The sequence below is a fragment of the Bartonella sp. 220B genome (assembly GCF_026930205.1).
GTDB lineage: Bacteria > Pseudomonadota > Alphaproteobacteria > Rhizobiales > Rhizobiaceae > Bartonella.
Window position 1 is genome coordinate 76285 of record NZ_JANHOI010000005.1, and the last position, 16666, is coordinate 92950.

Annotated in this window: 13 protein-coding genes; 3 read left to right on the forward strand and 10 right to left on the reverse strand. The window is 37.6% G+C overall.

All coding sequences use genetic code 11. The annotated features are described in order from the left end of the window. Nucleotides 1–2 precede the first annotated feature (2 nt). Nucleotides 3–1514: an exopolyphosphatase gene (ppx, locus tag NPX99_RS04945; RefSeq protein ID WP_269030788.1), complete on the forward strand. Its 1512-nt coding sequence runs from the start codon at nt 3–5 to the stop codon at nt 1512–1514. Nucleotides 1515–1956: 442 nt separating this feature from the next. Here the strand turns inward: ppx and rnd are convergent, their stop codons facing one another. Further along, nucleotides 1957–3111 carry a ribonuclease D gene (gene rnd / locus NPX99_RS04950; protein ID WP_269030789.1) on the reverse strand — a complete coding sequence of 385 codons (1155 nt, stop codon included), beginning with the start codon at nt 3109–3111 and terminating at the stop codon, nt 1957–1959. Between the two features lie 132 nt (nt 3112–3243). Between rnd and aspS the strand changes: the two genes are divergently transcribed. Together aspS and parC are read left to right on the forward strand one after the other, a co-directional pair. Next, nucleotides 3244–5037, forward strand: coding sequence for an aspartate--tRNA ligase (aspS, locus tag NPX99_RS04955; protein ID WP_269030790.1), 1794 nt, complete (start codon nt 3244–3246; stop codon nt 5035–5037). Between the two features lie 851 nt (nt 5038–5888). Beyond that, a complete protein-coding gene (parC, locus tag NPX99_RS04960) occupies nt 5889–8138 on the forward strand; it encodes a DNA topoisomerase IV subunit A (RefSeq protein WP_269030791.1) in 2250 nt (749 codons plus the stop codon). 55 nt (nt 8139–8193) lie between these two features. Here the strand turns inward: parC and NPX99_RS04965 are convergent, their stop codons facing one another. The 9 genes from NPX99_RS04965 to purB all read right to left on the reverse strand — a co-directional run bounded on the left by NPX99_RS04965 (nt 8194) and on the right by purB (nt 16664). Beyond that, on the reverse strand, nt 8194–9450 hold the full coding sequence (locus tag NPX99_RS04965) for a multidrug effflux MFS transporter (protein ID WP_269030792.1): 1257 nt from the start codon (nt 9448–9450) through the stop codon (nt 8194–8196). 99 nt (nt 9451–9549) lie between these two features. After that, nucleotides 9550–9882 (reverse strand): Grx4 family monothiol glutaredoxin, encoded by a 333-nt coding sequence (gene grxD / locus NPX99_RS04970; RefSeq protein ID WP_269030793.1) that lies wholly within the window; start codon nt 9880–9882, stop codon nt 9550–9552. A 98-nt stretch (nt 9883–9980) separates the two neighbouring features. After that, entirely contained in the window at nt 9981–10214 is a 234-nt protein-coding gene (locus NPX99_RS04975) for a BolA/IbaG family iron-sulfur metabolism protein (protein WP_126603450.1), read from the reverse strand. Between the two features lie 64 nt (nt 10215–10278). After that, on the reverse strand, nt 10279–12489 hold the full coding sequence (gene purL, locus NPX99_RS04980) for a phosphoribosylformylglycinamidine synthase subunit PurL (RefSeq protein WP_269030794.1): 2211 nt from the start codon (nt 12487–12489) through the stop codon (nt 10279–10281). 303 nt (nt 12490–12792) lie between these two features. Then, nucleotides 12793–13464: a phosphoribosylformylglycinamidine synthase subunit PurQ gene (gene purQ / locus NPX99_RS04985; protein ID WP_269030796.1), complete on the reverse strand. Its 672-nt coding sequence runs from the start codon at nt 13462–13464 to the stop codon at nt 12793–12795. A 12-nt stretch (nt 13465–13476) separates the two neighbouring features. Then, a complete protein-coding gene (gene purS / locus NPX99_RS04990) occupies nt 13477–13716 on the reverse strand; it encodes a phosphoribosylformylglycinamidine synthase subunit PurS (RefSeq protein WP_269030797.1) in 240 nt (79 codons plus the stop codon). Nucleotides 13717–13803: 87 nt separating this feature from the next. Beyond that, entirely contained in the window at nt 13804–14568 is a 765-nt protein-coding gene (purC, locus tag NPX99_RS04995; RefSeq protein ID WP_269030799.1) for a phosphoribosylaminoimidazolesuccinocarboxamide synthase, read from the reverse strand. A 172-nt stretch (nt 14569–14740) separates the two neighbouring features. After that, nucleotides 14741–15289: an RBBP9/YdeN family alpha/beta hydrolase gene (locus NPX99_RS05000; RefSeq protein WP_269030800.1), complete on the reverse strand. Its 549-nt coding sequence runs from the start codon at nt 15287–15289 to the stop codon at nt 14741–14743. A 70-nt stretch (nt 15290–15359) separates the two neighbouring features. Beyond that, nucleotides 15360–16664 (reverse strand): adenylosuccinate lyase, encoded by a 1305-nt coding sequence (purB, locus tag NPX99_RS05005; RefSeq protein ID WP_269030801.1) that lies wholly within the window; start codon nt 16662–16664, stop codon nt 15360–15362. Nucleotides 16665–16666: the final 2 nt, after the last annotated feature.

Consider the following 16666-nt stretch of genomic DNA (forward strand, 5'->3'; position numbering starts at 1 on the left):
CAATGACATATGTAAATGCTCAGGGTCGACTGAAAGGGTGTAAGCCTGTCGCTGTTATTGATATTGGTTCAAATTCTGTTCGACTTGTTATTTATGAAGGTCTTGTTCGTTCACCTACAGTTTTATTTAATGAAAAAGTTCTCTGTGGTCTTGGTCAAGGTGTAGCAGAAACTGGATTTTTAGAAGAAAAATCCATGAAAATGGCGCTGCAGGCATTAAAACGGTTTCGTGCACTTTGTCGACAGATTGGTGCAGAGGATATCTATACACTAGCAACAGCAGCAGCGAGAGAGGCGAAAAACGGATCAGCATTTATTCAAAATGCGGAAAATATTTTGCAAAATAAAATATATCTTCTTTCAGGAAATGAGGAAGCTCTTTATTCAGCATATGGGGTTATTTCTACTTTTTATCAACCAAAAGGTATTTGTGGAGATCTTGGTGGAGGAAGTCTTGAACTTATTAATATTGATAACTCTCATGTGGGTGAGGGGGTAACTCTACCATTAGGTGGTTTACGGCTACAATATATGTCCAGTAATGATATTGTTGTTGCTACAAAAATTGTCCATGAGCATTTTGCTAAAGCTGCTGTTATTCATAAAGGTATGGCACGTCGTTTTTATGCGGTTGGAGGAACTTGGCGGAATTTGGCAAAACTCCATATGGCAACCAAACATTATTCGTTGCCTGTTATGCATGGCTATGAAGTTGATGCCGTTGAAATGGAAGATTTCTTACGTTTTGTCGTAAGTGGCAGTATCGATAATATGAAAGGGATTTCAGCTGTTTCAAAAAATCGTCGTCAGCTCTTGTCTTATGGAGCGATTGTTCTTATTGAACTCATTCAGTCTATAGGATTTGAAAAAATAATTTTTTCTGGAGCTGGAGTTCGCGAAGGTTTTCTTTATTCAAAATTATCACAAGAGATTCGTGTTTCAGATCCTCTCATTGCAGCATGTACTGAAATGGCTATTCTACGAGCGCGCTCACCAAAGCAGGCAGCAGAACTCATTGATTTCACTACCAATGCCTTTGATGTTTTTGGAATTTCAGAGACTGAAAATGAGTGTCGTTACCGTAAAGCAGCTTGTCTTCTTGCGGATATTGGTTGGCGTATACATCCAGATTATCGAGGCAATGAAGCGGCTAACCGAATCGCATTGGGATCTTATCCGGGAATTTCTCATGAGGGGCGACTTTATGCTGCGCTTGCTGTTTTTTTTCGCAATAAGGGGTTGTTGATGGATGTAGAAACCCTCCCTCTTTTTCAATTAGCAACCAGAAATATAATTGAGAAAGCACACATTCTTGGTGAGATCATGCGTATAGCCCATCTTTTTAGTGCTTCTACTGCTGGAATTTTACCCCATTTTTCATGGTATAAAAAGAAAGACCATGTTGTTTTGTATGTTCCAAGGTGTTATGCTGACTTATTGGGAGAACGTCCTCTCACGCGGCTTAAAAAATTATCAAAAATAATAAAATTGCCTCTTTCTTTCGAAACTTTCTGATTCTCTTTCTATTATATTATGTATTTTAATTGCTCTACAGTTCTCTCTTTGGGGCTTTAAGTTGTTCTTTCCATAAAGCATTTAATTTTTATGGTATCGTGCGTAAAATATTATATCTCCTTATTTTTCTTTTTGAGCTAAGCTGCAATTTTTAAATACGCCAAGCGATATTGATTCAGAAAACCCTATTACTCTTTGAAAATTGAAAGTTTTCTGTTTTTAGGATTTCATCATTATTTGGGGAATTCATTTCAGTTCATCTGAAAATATGGATTGTATGATAATATAACGGATTTTTTCAGAATAAGATTCTTTAAAATTTGATAAGAGCTTTTCTCCTTTTTGATTTTCCATTAACTTTTATATAAAATGAGACATATAAGCTCCATTAGGGGATTTTTATGACAATAATTGTAGTATGCAAGTAACTGTTTTTTATGAATTAAAACTGTTTGGTCATTATTTTCCCATCATGAAAATAAAACCCTATTTGTCCCTTGAGCATTTGTTCAGCTTTTTGACCAAATATTTCATAGCGCCAACCATTCATAGCTGGGATTTTTTTCTTTTTACATCCATTTGCGATTTTTTCTAAGTCATTAGAAGTTGCAATAATTTTAGGTGCAATACCGTTTTCGTTCGCAACAAGTTTTAATAACACTTTGAGAAGATCAACAATGGCATTTGATGTCTCATTGAGTGGATTATATTTAGGAAGAGTGGGTACAGTAGCAAGATCAACTTCTAACCCCTCGTGAACAGCTTTTATTAACGTTTGTGCGATTGAGAATTTATCCCAATTTTTATTCAAGCTACGCAAACGTTTTAAAGCAGCTTTATCTTTTGGTTGTTGGATTGCGATTTCGATAAGGCATTCATCTTTCATGATATGACGACGTGGGATGTTGTATTTTCGTGCTTTGCGTTCACGCCAAGCGGCTATTTTTTGTAATACGGCAAGTTCACGCTGTTTTTGTACTTTGCCTTTTACTTTTTTCCATGCTTCATCTTCAGGCATATCATAGGTTTTTGGAGTTAACAGAATCGCTATTTCATCATCCATCCAATGGGTGCGTTTGTTTTTTTCTAACTGCTTTTTTAAGAAGAGATAAACATCTCTTAGATGGGTCACATCGGCAAGTGCATAGCGTAGTTGTTTTTCGGAGAGAGGGCGGTAACTCCAATCTGTAAAACGGGATGATTTATCAATGTGATGACCTGTACAGCGTTGTACAATTTGATCATAGGAGATAGAATCGCCAAATCCACAAATTGATCCTGCTATTTGTGTATCGAAAAGAGGATAGGGAATGATTCCTCCAAGATGATAAATAGTTTCGATGTCTTGACGTGCAGCATGAAAAACTTTGATGATTTTTTTATCGATCATGAGATCAAAAAATGCTTGTAAATTAATATCTGGTGCTCTTGGATCAATCAGTAGAGTGACATCTGGTGATGCAAGCTGAATTAAACATAGTTGAGGCCAAAAGGTTGTTTCGCGGATAAATTCAGTATCTACTGTTACAAAATCTGAGTTACGTAGAGCAGCAATGGCAATTTCAAGATCTGTTGTTTGTGTAATAAGATTCATCATTTTATTATAGCTAGATAAATTAAATTTGTCTTTTATTGGCTTTTTTTTTGAGTCTTTGATTCCCATATCTTGACAAATGGTTATTAAAAAGCGTTTGTAGCGCATATGAAATTATAATCAAAGGCAAAAACTATGCATCGTTATCGCAGTCATCATTGCGCTGCTCTTCGTAAATGTGATGTAGGAAAAAAGATTCGTCTTTCGGGATGGGTACATCGTGTCCGTGATCATGGCGGAATCCTTTTTGTAGATTTACGTGATCATTTTGGAATTACACAAATTGTTGCTGATCCTGCTTCACCAGCTTTTAAAGTTATTGAAACAGTGCGTTCTGAATGGGTCATTCGTGTGGATGGGGAAGTGTCGGCACGTTCTGATGAGGTTATTAATACATCTCTTCCAACAGGAGAGATTGAAATTTTTGCACAAGAGGTGGAAATTCTTTCGAAATCTGATGAACTTCCTCTCCCTGTTTTTGGCGAACCTGATTATCCAGAAGATATTCGATTAAAATATCGTTTTCTTGATTTACGTCGCGAAACTATGCACAAGAACATCATGCGCCGTACTGAAGTTATTGCTGCTATCAGACGCTCTATGCAGGATAATGGTTTTACGGAATTTACGACACCACTTTTGACAGCTTCTTCCCCCGAAGGTGCGCGCGATTTTTTAGTTCCAAGTCGTCTTCATCAGGGCAGATTTTATGCATTGCCACAAGCGCCTCAGCAATACAAACAATTATTGATGATGTCGGGTTTTGACCGTTATTTTCAAATTGCACCATGTTTTAGAGACGAAGATCCAAGGGCAGATCGTCTTCCTGGGGAATTTTATCAATTAGATGTTGAAATGAGTTTTGTTGAACAGGAAGATATTTTTGTAACAATGGAACCCATTATGCGTTCTCTTTTTGAAGAGTTTGCAAATGGAAAACCTGTAACACAGAGCTTTCCTCGTATTTCTTATGATGAAGCCATACGAAAATATGGTACTGATAAGCCTGATTTACGCAATCCAATTATTATGGAAGATGTTTCACGGCATTTTTATGATTCTGGTTTTAAAGTGTTTGCTCAAATTCTGGCAAATGATGAGAATGCACAGGTATGGGCTATTCCGGCTAAGACAGGGGGAAGCCGCGCTTTTTGTGATCGTATGAATGGATGGGCACAAGGTGAGGGGCAGCCAGGGCTCGGTTATATCTTCTGGCGTAAAGAAGAAGGAAAGTTTGAAGGTGCTGGTCCTATTGCTAAAAATATTGGTGAGCAAAGAACTGAAGCGCTTCGTATGCATCTTGGCCTTGAAAGTGGTGATGCCTGCTTTTTTGTGGCAGGAGATCCAAAGAAATTTGCGTCTTTTGCGGGAGCAGCACGTACACGGGTAGGGGAAGAATTAGACCTTGTGGATCGGGAATGTTTCTCTTTAGCGTGGATCGTTGATTTTCCATTTTTTGAATGGAATGAAGATGAGAAAAAGCTTGATTTTGCACATAATCCTTTTTCTATGCCTCAAGGTGGAGAAAATGCTCTTGCGTACCAAGATCCTCTTACTCTTAAGGCTTTTCAGTATGATCTTGTTTGTAATGGTTATGAGATTGCGTCCGGTGGAATCCGTAATCATTCACCAGAGATGATGCTTAAAGTTTTTAATCTTGCTGGTCTTTCTAAAGAGGTCGTGGAAGATCGTTTTGGTGCTCTTTATCGTGCGTTCCACTATGGGGCGCCACCGCATGGCGGTATGGCCGCGGGTGTTGATCGTATTATTATGCTTTTGCAAGGTGTTAAAAATTTACGTGAGGTTGCTTTATTTCCTATGAATCAACAAGCGCTTGATCTTTTGATGAGTGCTCCATCGGATGTTTCTCTTCAACAATTACGGGATTTAGGAATACGAATTGCTTCTGCTGCTAAAAATGGTTCATAAATTGATGGTGTGTTGTTAGCGTCCTTACCTACAGTAAAGCTTTAATGTCTTTAAATCGCATCGGTGCGTATGTCGTTTATAACAAGCTTAAGGTATATGCTTTATTTCAGTTTTTTAACTTGGAAGAACTAGAAGAAGTAGTCTTGTATTTTAATGTTTGAAAAATGACGCACTGTGGCTAAAGATTATATTCTTCTAAGAGCTTGGGTTTTTAAGTTTTAAATACTTCGTAAATTTTATCATATACCAATTGAAGTACGCGTTTATACAATATGCGTACTTAAAGAAATATAAGGTGAGAGAACGCATTTATGAGCAGATTCTTAAAAAGAATGCTTTAGTTTTTTTAAAAAATTTACGCTTAAAATACTGGTAGAATTATTATTGCTAAGAAATTGTTTTAAAAGCTGTTCTCATTGTTTTTAAGAGAAAACTATTTCATATTTTAGCATGTTCAGTCTAAATATATACCAGACTTAAATGAGCAATAATATTGTTTTTTAGATTTTCTATTTATTCTGAAAGTATCAACCGTTATAGGTTTGATGAATCTATGGATTACTTTTTTGGATTTATTTGTTTCTCTTGGTCGTTCTTAAAGACAATATTTCATTATTTTTCAAAGACATTTTGCATTAACACATCAAGTGTTTTCATCTATTGCTCGATTGGATTATAAAAGCACATGGATAAATTTTTCAAATTGATATAATTTTCTGTTCATGTTTTAATCGCAATGTTTGTTTTTATATGGTCGATTTTTAATAAAAATAATTGGCTTATGAAAAATTGCATCGAAGAAATCTTATAGAATAATTGCTCGTTATTTGGGGAATTGTTGTCCTAATATTATGTCTGATAAAACAAATTTACCTTTTGATAAAGAACATATTGAACCAATAGAGTTACGCTCTGCTTTACAGGAGCGTTATTTGGCTTATGCACTTTCTACTATTACGCACCGTGCATTGCCTGATGTGCGTGATGGTTTGAAACCAGTACATAGGCGGATTGTCCATGCTATGCGTTTGCTCAAACTTCATCCAGGGCAGTCCTATGCAAAATGTGCACGGATTGTTGGTGATGTCATGGGGAAATTTCATCCGCATGGTGATGCATCTATTTATGACGCACTAGTGCGGTTGGCTCAGAGTTTTGCTGTTCGTTATCCCTTGATTGATGGACAAGGCAATTTTGGTAATATTGATGGTGATAATGCTGCTGCTATGCGGTATACGGAAGCACGTATGACTGAAGTGGCTGCATTGTTGCTTGAGGGGATTAATGAAAATGCTATTGATTTTCGTTTAACCTATAATGAGGAAGATGAAGAACCCACTGTTTTACCGGGAGCTTTCCCTAATCTTTTAGCGAATGGTTCCTCTGGTATTGCTGTTGGTATGGCAACATCTATTCCACCCCATAATGTTGCTGAACTTTGTGATGCAGCGCTCCATTTGATTGCTCATCCCGATGTTAATGATGAGGAATTGAATCAGTTCGTGCTTGGTCCTGATTTCCCAACAGGGGGCATTTTAGTTGAACCGAAAAAAAGTATTGAGGAATCTTATCGTATTGGGCGTGGTTTTTTTCGGTTACGTTCACGTTGGCATCAGGAGAGTGGCAACCGTGGTTCTTATGTTATCGTTGTTACTGAAATTCCCTATCAAGTTCAAAAATCACGCCTGATTGAAAAAACAGCGGAATTATTGCTTGCACGGCGGTTACCAATGCTTGAGGATATTCAAGATGAATCGGCAGAAGATATTCGCATCGTGCTTATTCCCAAAAATCGTACGGTTGATCCTGAGCTCCTTATGGAGTCTCTTTTTAAATTGACTGATTTTGAAATAAGATTTCCTCTTAATCTTAATGTTTTATCTTTGGGAAGAATACCAAATGTTCTCTCTTTGCGGGAAAGTTTGCAGCAATGGCTTGAACATCGTCAAGAAGTCTTGATTCGTCGTTCTACTTATCGACTTGAAGAAATTGATCGTCGATTAGAAATTCTCCATGGCTATCTTATCGCCTATTTAAATCTTGATGAGGTTATTCATATTATTCGTGAAGAGGATGAACCGAAAAAAGAACTTATTGGTCATTTTGAATTAACAGAAAATCAAGCTGAAGCTGTTCTTAATATGCGTTTGCGTTCTTTACGTAAGCTCGAGGAATTTGAAATTCGTAAAGAATTTGAAAGTTTGAGAACTGAAAAAAAACAATTGCAAGATTTATTATCCTCTCATGCAAAGCAATGGAAAATAATTTCAGAAGAAATTACAAAAATTCGCAAAATTTTTGGTCCTGATACGGTCTTAGGAAAAAGGCGTACAACATTTGAAGAAGCACCAAGGCATGATATTGATGATATCCACCAAGCGATGATCGAAAAAGAGTCGGTAACGATTGTTATTTCTGAAAAAGGTTGGATGCGTGCTTTGAAGGGGCATTTAAGTGATTACAAAGCACTCTCCTTTAAAGAAGGAGATGGTTTAAAGATAGCATTTCCAGCATTTACTACAGATAAAATTATAGTGGTAAGTACTGGTGGAAAGTTTTTTGCTATTTCTGCAAATAATTTGCCTGGGGGGCGAGGTCATGGTGAACCAATTCGTATTTTAGTGGATATGGATGATGATCATGATGTTTTGACCGCTTTTGTCTATAACGCACAGGATAAACGTCTCTTAGTTTCCTCTCATGGCAATGGTTTTATTGTATCAGCAGCTGAAGTGATTGCCAATACACGAAAAGGTAAGCAAGTTATGAATGTGAAGTATCCTGATAAAGTAAAGCTTTGTATTCCAGTAAAAGGGGATCATGTTGCAGTGGTTGGTGAAAATCGCAAAATGCTTGTTTTTGCTCTTGAACAAATACCAGAAATGATTCGTGGTAAAGGTGTTCGTTTACAACGTTACAAAGAGGGGGGCATTGTTGATGCAAAAACCTTTAATTTATCAGAGGGTTTAAGTTGGCAGGATACGGCAGAACGCTGTTTTAATCGTCAAGCTGATGATCTTATGGAGTGGATGGGAATGCGTGCTGGAAGTGGATGTTTGGTGCCAAAAGGCTTTCCAAAATCGGGAAAGTTTGCCAATTAAATGAGAAAGACATAAAAAATATTGTGTAGCTTTATTACCTTTTTTATAGCAGCATTTATTCGTTAGGATTGTGATGATGTGGTCTGAAAAGATGTCCACGTTCGGCATATAAAACCAGCAATATGGCTATGAGGCTGAGAAAGAAAAACGCTGCTGAATTGGGTATTGTTGTTTCATCAAATTGTTGTGCAATAAAAAAGCCAAGACTGGTAGCAATGGACGTTTGAAGAAAACCAGAGACAGAAGATGCTGTTCCAGCAATTTCACCGACAGATTCGAGAGCAAGTGTATTACAATTGGCCATAATGCCGCCGCAGGCAAACATCAATATACAAAATAGCAGCATGTAAAGGGAAAAAGGCATAATGCCATTTGTTACGAGGGAACCAATAAACCAAATACATGAAGTGATGCAAAAGAGTAAAAGCATCGTATGGGCGATACGCCGCATTCCAAGACGTCCAACAAATTGAGAATTAAAGAATGATGATAAAGCTTGAAAGGCAGCACCGACAGCAAAGGCAACTGGAAACCAGAGTCCTAAATTATAAATCCCTTCATATGTTTGCTGCGATGTATTAACAGAAGTAAAAATACAGCCTAAAATAATGGAAGTTGCTAGTGTGTAGCAAAGTGTTATTCGATTGGTGATAACGACCCACAAGTTATGTTTGATCGAAGAAAAGGAAAGAGAACGTTGTCTGTAAAGAGTTTCAGGCAAGCGCAGTTGAATCCAAATCATCAGCCCAAAACCAATAATTGCCATGAAGATAAAAATAATTTGCCAGTTTCCAAATAATAAAATGAATTGTCCTGTTGCTGGTCCAATCATGGGTGCAATAAGAAAAACCATCATAGCAATAGACATAACTTCTGCCATTTTTCGCCCATTATAAAGATCGCGTACAACAGAAACGGTAAGTACGCGCATAGCCGCTCCTCCGATACCTTGCAAAATACGTAGAATAAGCAATAGAGAAAAATGAGAGACAAAGGCACAACCAATGGCGGTAAAGGAATAAAATGCAAGACCAATGAGAATAAGCTTACGACGTCCATATCGATCACTTATGGGACCAAAAAATATTTGTGAGATGCCATAACTTATCAGATAACCAGAGATGATATAATGTTGATCATTTTCATTGATGACATTTAAACTGTTCAAAATATCTGGCATGGCTGGAAGCATGATGTCAACAGCTATAGAATTGATAGCCATGAGTGCACCAATGAGAATAACAAATTCTTTATAGCCAAGTCTTTCTTTAATTGTATTACTATGCTCTTGTTCGTCGATTGAGTATGACATAGGGCATCCTTGAAATAAAAACTTTGGCTGAACACAGCTCTATAACTGAATACAGTTTTATAAAAGAATAAAAAGTAAGAAAATCTACTTAAGAGATTTCTATAATTTATTACAAGAAATGCCTTTTTCTTTTAGCATTTCTTGTAGTTCATCATTTTGGAACATTTCTTTAACAATATCACAGCCTCCAACAAATTCACCTTTGATATAGAGTTGTGGAATTGTAGGCCAATTTGAATAGTCCTTGATTCCTTGACGCAATTCATTAGAAGCTAGGATATTAATCCCTTTATATTCTACTCCTAGATAGTCAAGAATTTGAACAACTTGTCCTGAAAATCCACATTGTGGAGCATCAGGTGTTCCTTTCATGAACAAAATGACATCATTCTTTTTAATTTCGTTGTCAATAAAATCATGAACAGTGCTCATTTCTCTTCCTCGATATTGCAGATTTTTATGAGTGTATGTGTATGCTCGTACTCATTTCTAATCTTATTGAGTGAATGAATGCAAGAAGAAATTTGGGATTATTTGGGAATATGCGTTTGCAACATTAAAGCATGCAGGTCATTTCCCATATTGCCTTTAAGAGCATCATAGACCATCTTATGTTGCTGGACACGGCTTTTACCACGAAAACTTTCGGAAATAACTTCTGCAGCGTAGTGTTCTCCATCGCCAGCAAGATCACGAATTGTCACAGTTGCATCGGGAATACCTTCGCGAATAAGTGTTTCAATTGCATGAGCACTCATTGCCATGATTATTCTCCTTTATTTGTTTTTTGTAAGAGTAGCATATAGTCCAAGAAAAATGAAAAGCTCTTTATTTCTCACCCATAAATTGTGGAAACCAACTTTCATAAGTTTGTATAAGTTTGTCTACGGAAAGTGTTAATATTCCCTCTATGTTGAGCAAATTACCTTCAACTATACCAAGCTCTGTTAAAGAAACTGCGCTTATTTGTGCAAGTTCTTTAAAGTCGTTGAGGGCTTGAGGTTTGATGGCTAAGAGATAACGTCCTTGGTCTTCTCCAAAAAGCTCTGCATGAGGAGGGAACTTGTTGCTTAATTTGGCTTTAATACCTTTACCTGCTTTTATGACCATTTCAGCAAGAGCAAGGGCTAATCCTCCATCAGAAAGATCATGAGCGGCATGAACAAAACCGCGATGAATAACATCTCGAACAAATTGTCCATGTTTTTTTTCAAGCTGTAAATCTACATGAGGCGGGGCACCTTTATCAATATTCAAAATGTGACGTGCGTAGATTGATTGTCCTAAATGAGAGCCACACGCTCCAATTAAAACAATATGATCTCCATTTTGCATACCATTGATTGTTACCATTTTTGACCAGTCGTCAAGAAGCCCTACACCAGCGATTGTTGGGGTAGGAAGAATGGCTTCTCCATTGGTTTCATTATAAAGAGAAACATTTCCTGAAACGATAGGAAAGTCGAGAATTCTACAAGCTTCACCTATGCCTTTAATGGCGAACACCAATTGTCCCATAATTTCAGGTTTTTCAGGATTACCAAAATTAAGATTATCTGTAGCTGCGAGTGGTATTGCGCCTGTTGTGCTGATATTTCGCCAACATTCTGCAACGGCTTGTTTCCCTCCTTCGTAAGGATCTGCTTCACAATAGCGTGGCGTAACATCAGAAGAAAAGGCAAGAGCACGTTTGTCATTGTTGCTTATACGAATGATTCCCGCATCGCCTCCTGGACGAACAAGAGTATTTCCTTGAATAAGTGTATCATATTGTTCATAAACCCATCGCCGTGAACTTTGATCAGCAGAATTTAATAAGCTAAGGAGTGCATCACCAAGATTTTCAACCCTCTCAACGTCTTCTATTTTAAGGGTTGGTTGTTTTTTAGGTTCACTCCAAGGGCGATCATAAACAGGTGCTTCATTACCCAGCTCTTTAATGGGAAGATTAACAACCTCTTCTCCTTGATGCGATACACGGAAACGCAAATCATCTGTTGTTTTTCCAATAATAGAAAAGTGAAGCCCCCATTTATGAAAAATTGCCGCTGCTTGTTTTTCTAATTCTGGTTTTAACACCATAAGCATGCGTTCTTGGCTTTCGGAAAGCATCATTTCATAGGCGGTCATGTATTCTTCACGAACAGGTACTTTATCAAGGTTGAGCTGTATTCCTAAATTTCCTTTTGCTCCCATTTCCACGGCAGAGGATGTTAGTCCTGCAGCTCCCATATCTTGAATAGCAACAACAGCTCTAAGCTCCATGAGTTCTAAGCAAGCTTCAAAAAGACACTTTTCTGTAAAAGGATCACCTACTTGAACGGTTGGGCGTTTTTCATCGATTGAATCAGCAAATTCGGTGGAAGCCATTGTTGCTCCACCAACGCCATCACGTCCTGTTTTGGCTCCAAGATAAACAACAGGAAGTCCTACGCCTTGTGCTTTAGAATAAAAAAGAGAGTTTGTCTTTGCAACACCAGCGACAAAAGCGTTAACAAGGATATTGCTATTATAACGCTCGTCAAAATTTATTTCTCCACCAACCGTTGGAACGCCAAAAGAATTACTATAGCCACCGATTCCAGAAACAACACCAGAAACAAGATGGCGTGTTCGGGGGTGATTAGGAGATCCAAAGCGCAAGGCATTCATAGCGGCAACAGGGCGGGCTCCCATGGTAAAAACATCACGTAAAATACCTCCTACACCTGTTGCTGCACCTTGATAAGGTTCAATATAAGAGGGATGATTATGGCTTTCCATTTTGAAAACAACACACTGGCCTTCACCAATATCAACAACACCAGCATTTTCACCAGGTCCTTGAATAACACATTTTCCCTCTGTCGGAAGAGTTTTAAGCCACTTTTTAGATGATTTATAGGAACAATGTTCGTTCCACATGGCAGAAAAAATTCCAAGTTCAGTAAATGTTGGCTCTCTTCCAATTAAAGCTAGAATACGTTGATATTCATCATCTTTTAGTCCGTGTTGGGCAATTAATTCTGGTGTAATGGCGATATTATTGCAAAGATTCATGAGTATTTTACCCGTTTAACTAATCGAAATTTAGCATTGTTATTACTTAAAAACTAGCAGCTTAACTTTTATAAATGTTTTGGTGGCTTGATAAGGCAGAAGTTCATAAAATATCAACTAAAATACTGCTTATTTGCAGCATGAATTTAAAAATGAGAAACAGCTTTTGAATATTTTCTGTGTGTTAAAAGAAATATCATCTATTTTATCCATAAAACGTTTAATTGGGACATTTAATCTGCGTAGGAGATGTTTAAATTTTTTGACTTTAAAATAGTAAAAAATACAGTCCACTTTTTATCATCATCCGTTTGCTAATTCTAAAGCACTTTGGAAAAGTAAACGGCCATCAGTACCCCCATGTGCAGGTTCAATGAAGTTTTCAGGATGAGGCATCATACCAAGAATATTACCAGCTTTATTGATGATACCAGCAATATCGTGAACTGAACCATTAGGGTTTGTCTTTTCTGCATAACGGAAAACAACTTGTCCATTATCTTCGATTTTTTTTAAGGTTTCGCTGTCAACAAAATAATTTCCATCGTGATGAGCGACAGGACAGCGAATAATCTGTCCTGTCGAATAAAGGCGAGAGAATCTTGTGTTGGCATTTGCTACTTCAAGCTTTATTTCACGACAAACAAATTTTAATGAAGCATTACGCATTAAAGTACCAGGCAATAAGCCCGCTTCCAACAAAATTTGAAATCCATTACATATACCAATTACGGTAACACCTTTTTCTGCTTTCTCACGAACAGTTTGTAAAACTGGTGTTCGTGCACCAATAGCTCCACACCTTAAATAGTCTCCATAAGAAAAACCACCAGGAATAACGATGACATCTACATCTGGAATTGTCGTATCTGTTTGCCAAACTTTAAATGGCTCAGTTCCTGTTATATGATGTAAGGCAGCAACCATATCCCGATCGCGATTGAGTCCAGGTAACTGAATGATGGCAGTTTTCATGAAGAGCTCCACCTAAAGAAGTTCTATAGTATAATTTTCAATGACAGTATTTACCAGTAACTTTTCACACATTTCTTCAAGTGTTTGCTGTGCAGTTTCAGGAGATTGATCATCAAGCACGATATCAAAAATTTTTCCTTGGCGAATGGAACGAACGCCTTTGAAATCTAAACTTTTTAAAGCACCGACAATTGCTTCTCCTTGTGGATCAAGGACACTGTTTTTTAAAGTAACTGTAACACGTGCTTTCATTTCTTATTTCCTGTTCACAGTATTCCTCTTCTTTAAGAGGTGTATTTACTAACTATAAGGAAAGGTAACAGAATGTTGCCTTGTTGTTTATTTTACCAAAACTGGACCACTTGGTCGCGGAGGTTCGTTTTCATTGATGATACCAAGGCGTTTTGCAACTTCTTGATAAGCATTAATCAGTCCCCCCATATCACGCCGAAAGCGATCTTTATCCATTTTTTCTCGTGTGTGCATATCCCATAGTCGAGCAGAATCAGGTGAGATTTCATCAGCAAGAACAATGCGCATTGCTTCATCTTCCCATAAGCGACCGAATTCCATTTTAAAATCAATAAGTTGAATGTTAACGCCGGCAAAAAGTCCAGAAAGAAAATCATTAATACGAATCGAAAGTTGCATAATGTCTTCTATTTCTTGTGGAACAGCCCAACCAAAGGCAGTGATATGTTCCTCCGTTACCATTGGATCGTCAAGAGAATCATTTTTATAATAAAATTCGATAATAGATTGTGATAGAGTCGTTCCTTCTTCTAGTCCCAAACGTTTAGCAAGGGAACCAGCGGCAACATTCCGAACAACAACTTCCAATGGGATAATTTCAACGGCTTTAATAAGTTGTTCACGCATATTTATACGTTTGATAAAATGTGTTGGAATACCCAAACGGCTAAGATGGCTAAAGATATGTTCCGAAATACGGTTATTTAAAACCCCTTTTCCATCGATCACTTCATGCTTTTTTGCATTAAAGGCTGTTGCGTCATCTTTAAAAAATTGAATATAGGTCCCTGGTTCAGGTCCTTCATATAAAATTTTGGCCTTGCCTTCATAAATACGGTGGCGACGATTCATTATGATTCTCTATTTATTTGAGAGGTTTTAATAGCATTGATAAGTAAGACTATCCTAATTGGTAGAAATCCTCAATGATTACTATAACATTTCTTGTTGCTTTTGTCATTGAGACTTTAGCAAAAGGAAATGGAACTGCATAGATACATTGAAGACACATATTTTTCTTTAATCAGATTTTTGCGAGAAAATGGGAAAGAACCATAAGTCCTTCAGGCCAAGGTCCATGTCCAGATTCTGCATTAATATGGCCTGAGTGTCCTGCATCAATAAACAATGAACCCCAATTATTGGCAAGTTTTTCTGCTACTGAGAAGTGACAAAATTCATCATTTCGGCTGGCTATGACAACAGAAGGGAAAGATAACTTTTTGCAATGATAGGGACCAAATGTCATTAAATGTTTGGGGCGTATTTTATCATTCGTTACATCTGGAGGTGCAACAAAAAAGGCGCCACAAACTTTTTCTGCATTTTGTAGCGTTGCATGAATAGCGGTGGGAACGCCTAATGAGTGGGCAATAATGACAACAGGTTTTTGAGCTTGTGCAATGGCGTTTTCAACTTCATAAACCCATTCTTCAAAAACAGGCTTTGACCATTGGGTTTGTTGAACACGGTGGGCTGTAGACAGTTTCTTTTCCCATCGTGTTTGCCAATGATCAGGGCCAGAGCCTTTGTAGCCAGGAACAATAAGAATATCGAGTTGATTTGCTTTCATGATATTGTTTCCTTATTACAACAGATTTGGAAATAATATGTTTGTTTCCTGTTCTTTGTATGTATTTTTATTACTCATCAAAAACGCGTTTAAAAATTGTGTTGATATGTTTGGTGTGGTAAGAAAGGTCGAATTTTTCACGCAGTTCTGCTTCGCTTAAAGCTTTTGTTACCTCTTTGTCGTTAAGCAATTCTTCTAAGAAATCTTTTCCTTGTTCCCAAACTTTCATCGCATTTCGTTGAACAATTCGATAGGAATCTTCACGACTCAATCCAGCTTGCGTGAGAGCTAGAAGTACGCGTTGTGAGTGAACGAGCCCACGAAATTTATTAAGATTTTTTTGCATATTTTCTGGATAGACAATCAAATTTTCAATGACAGATGTGAGACGCACAAGAGCAAAATCAAGCGTAATGGTTGCATCAGGCCCAATATAACGCTCAACAGATGAATGAGAAATATCACGTTCATGCCAAAGTGCTACATTTTCCATAGCAGGGATTGCAAATGCACGTACCATACGTGCTAACCCAGTTAAATTTTCTGTTAAAACTGGATTACGCTTATGAGGCATAGCTGATGAGCCTTTTTGTCCAGGTGAGAAATGTTCTTCTGCTTCAAGGACTTCTGTTCGTTGTAGATGGCGTATTTCTATCGCTAATCTTTCAATAGAGGAAGCAATAACACCAAGTGTTGCAAAGAACATGGCGTGACGGTCGCGTGGTATCACTTGAGTAGAAACAGGTTCAGCGCGCATTCTCAATGCTTTTGCTACATGTTCTTCAACACGCGGATCAATATTAGCAAAAGTTCCCACAGCTCCTGAAATAGCACAGGTAGAAATTTCTTCTCGTGCGGCAAGAAGACGTTTGCGACATCGAGAAAATTCAGCGTAGGCGAGGGCGAATTTTACTCCAAATGTTGTTGGTTCCGCATGAATACCGTGACTCCGCCCAATGGTAATTGTTTCTTTATGTTCAAAAGCACGTTTTTTTAGTGCTTCAAGAAGTTGATCTATGTCTTTTAGCAAAAGATCACTCGCACGCATCAATTGAATATTAAGCGTTGTATCTAGAACATCGGATGATGTCATACCCTGATGAATAAAACGTGCTTCTGGTCCAATAAATTCAGCGAGATGTGTTAAAAATGCTATCACATCATGCTTGGTGATTGCCTCAATTTCATTAATGCGATTGACATCAAATTCTGCTGCTGTTCCTTTTTGCCAAATGATCTTTGCTGCTTCTTTTGGAATAATTCCTAGTTCAGCTAGGGCATCACAGGCATGTGCTTCAATTTCAAACCAAATACGATATTTTGTTTGAGGTGACCAAATTGCGACCATTTCAGGACGAGAGTAGCGTGTTATCATAA

What these genes read in the sequence shown, in the direction of transcription:
- NPX99_RS05000 (WP_269030800.1), bottom strand. Translation starts at nt 15,289, where the DNA reads ATGAAAGCAAATCAACTCGATATTCTTATTGTTCCTGGCTACAAAGGC.
- NPX99_RS04965 (WP_269030792.1), bottom strand. Translation starts at nt 9,450, where the DNA reads ATGTCATACTCAATCGACGAACAAGAGCATAGTAATACAATTAAAGAA.
- purL (WP_269030794.1), bottom strand. Translation starts at nt 12,489, where the DNA reads ATGAATCTTTGCAATAATATCGCCATTACACCAGAATTAATTGCCCAA.
- purQ (WP_269030796.1), bottom strand. Translation starts at nt 13,464, where the DNA reads ATGAAAACTGCCATCATTCAGTTACCTGGACTCAATCGCGATCGGGAT.
- purC (WP_269030799.1), bottom strand. Translation starts at nt 14,568, where the DNA reads ATGAATCGTCGCCACCGTATTTATGAAGGCAAGGCCAAAATTTTATAT.
- aspS (WP_269030790.1), top strand. Translation starts at nt 3,244, where the DNA reads ATGCATCGTTATCGCAGTCATCATTGCGCTGCTCTTCGTAAATGTGAT.
- rnd (WP_269030789.1), bottom strand. Translation starts at nt 3,111, where the DNA reads ATGATGAATCTTATTACACAAACAACAGATCTTGAAATTGCCATTGCT.
- parC (WP_269030791.1), top strand. Translation starts at nt 5,889, where the DNA reads ATGTCTGATAAAACAAATTTACCTTTTGATAAAGAACATATTGAACCA.
- NPX99_RS04975 (WP_126603450.1), bottom strand. Translation starts at nt 10,214, where the DNA reads ATGGCAATGAGTGCTCATGCAATTGAAACACTTATTCGCGAAGGTATT.
- purS (WP_269030797.1), bottom strand. Translation starts at nt 13,716, where the DNA reads ATGAAAGCACGTGTTACAGTTACTTTAAAAAACAGTGTCCTTGATCCA.
- purB (WP_269030801.1), bottom strand. Translation starts at nt 16,664, where the DNA reads ATGATAACACGCTACTCTCGTCCTGAAATGGTCGCAATTTGGTCACCT.
- ppx (WP_269030788.1), top strand. Translation starts at nt 3, where the DNA reads ATGACATATGTAAATGCTCAGGGTCGACTGAAAGGGTGTAAGCCTGTC.
- grxD (WP_269030793.1), bottom strand. Translation starts at nt 9,882, where the DNA reads ATGAGCACTGTTCATGATTTTATTGACAACGAAATTAAAAAGAATGAT.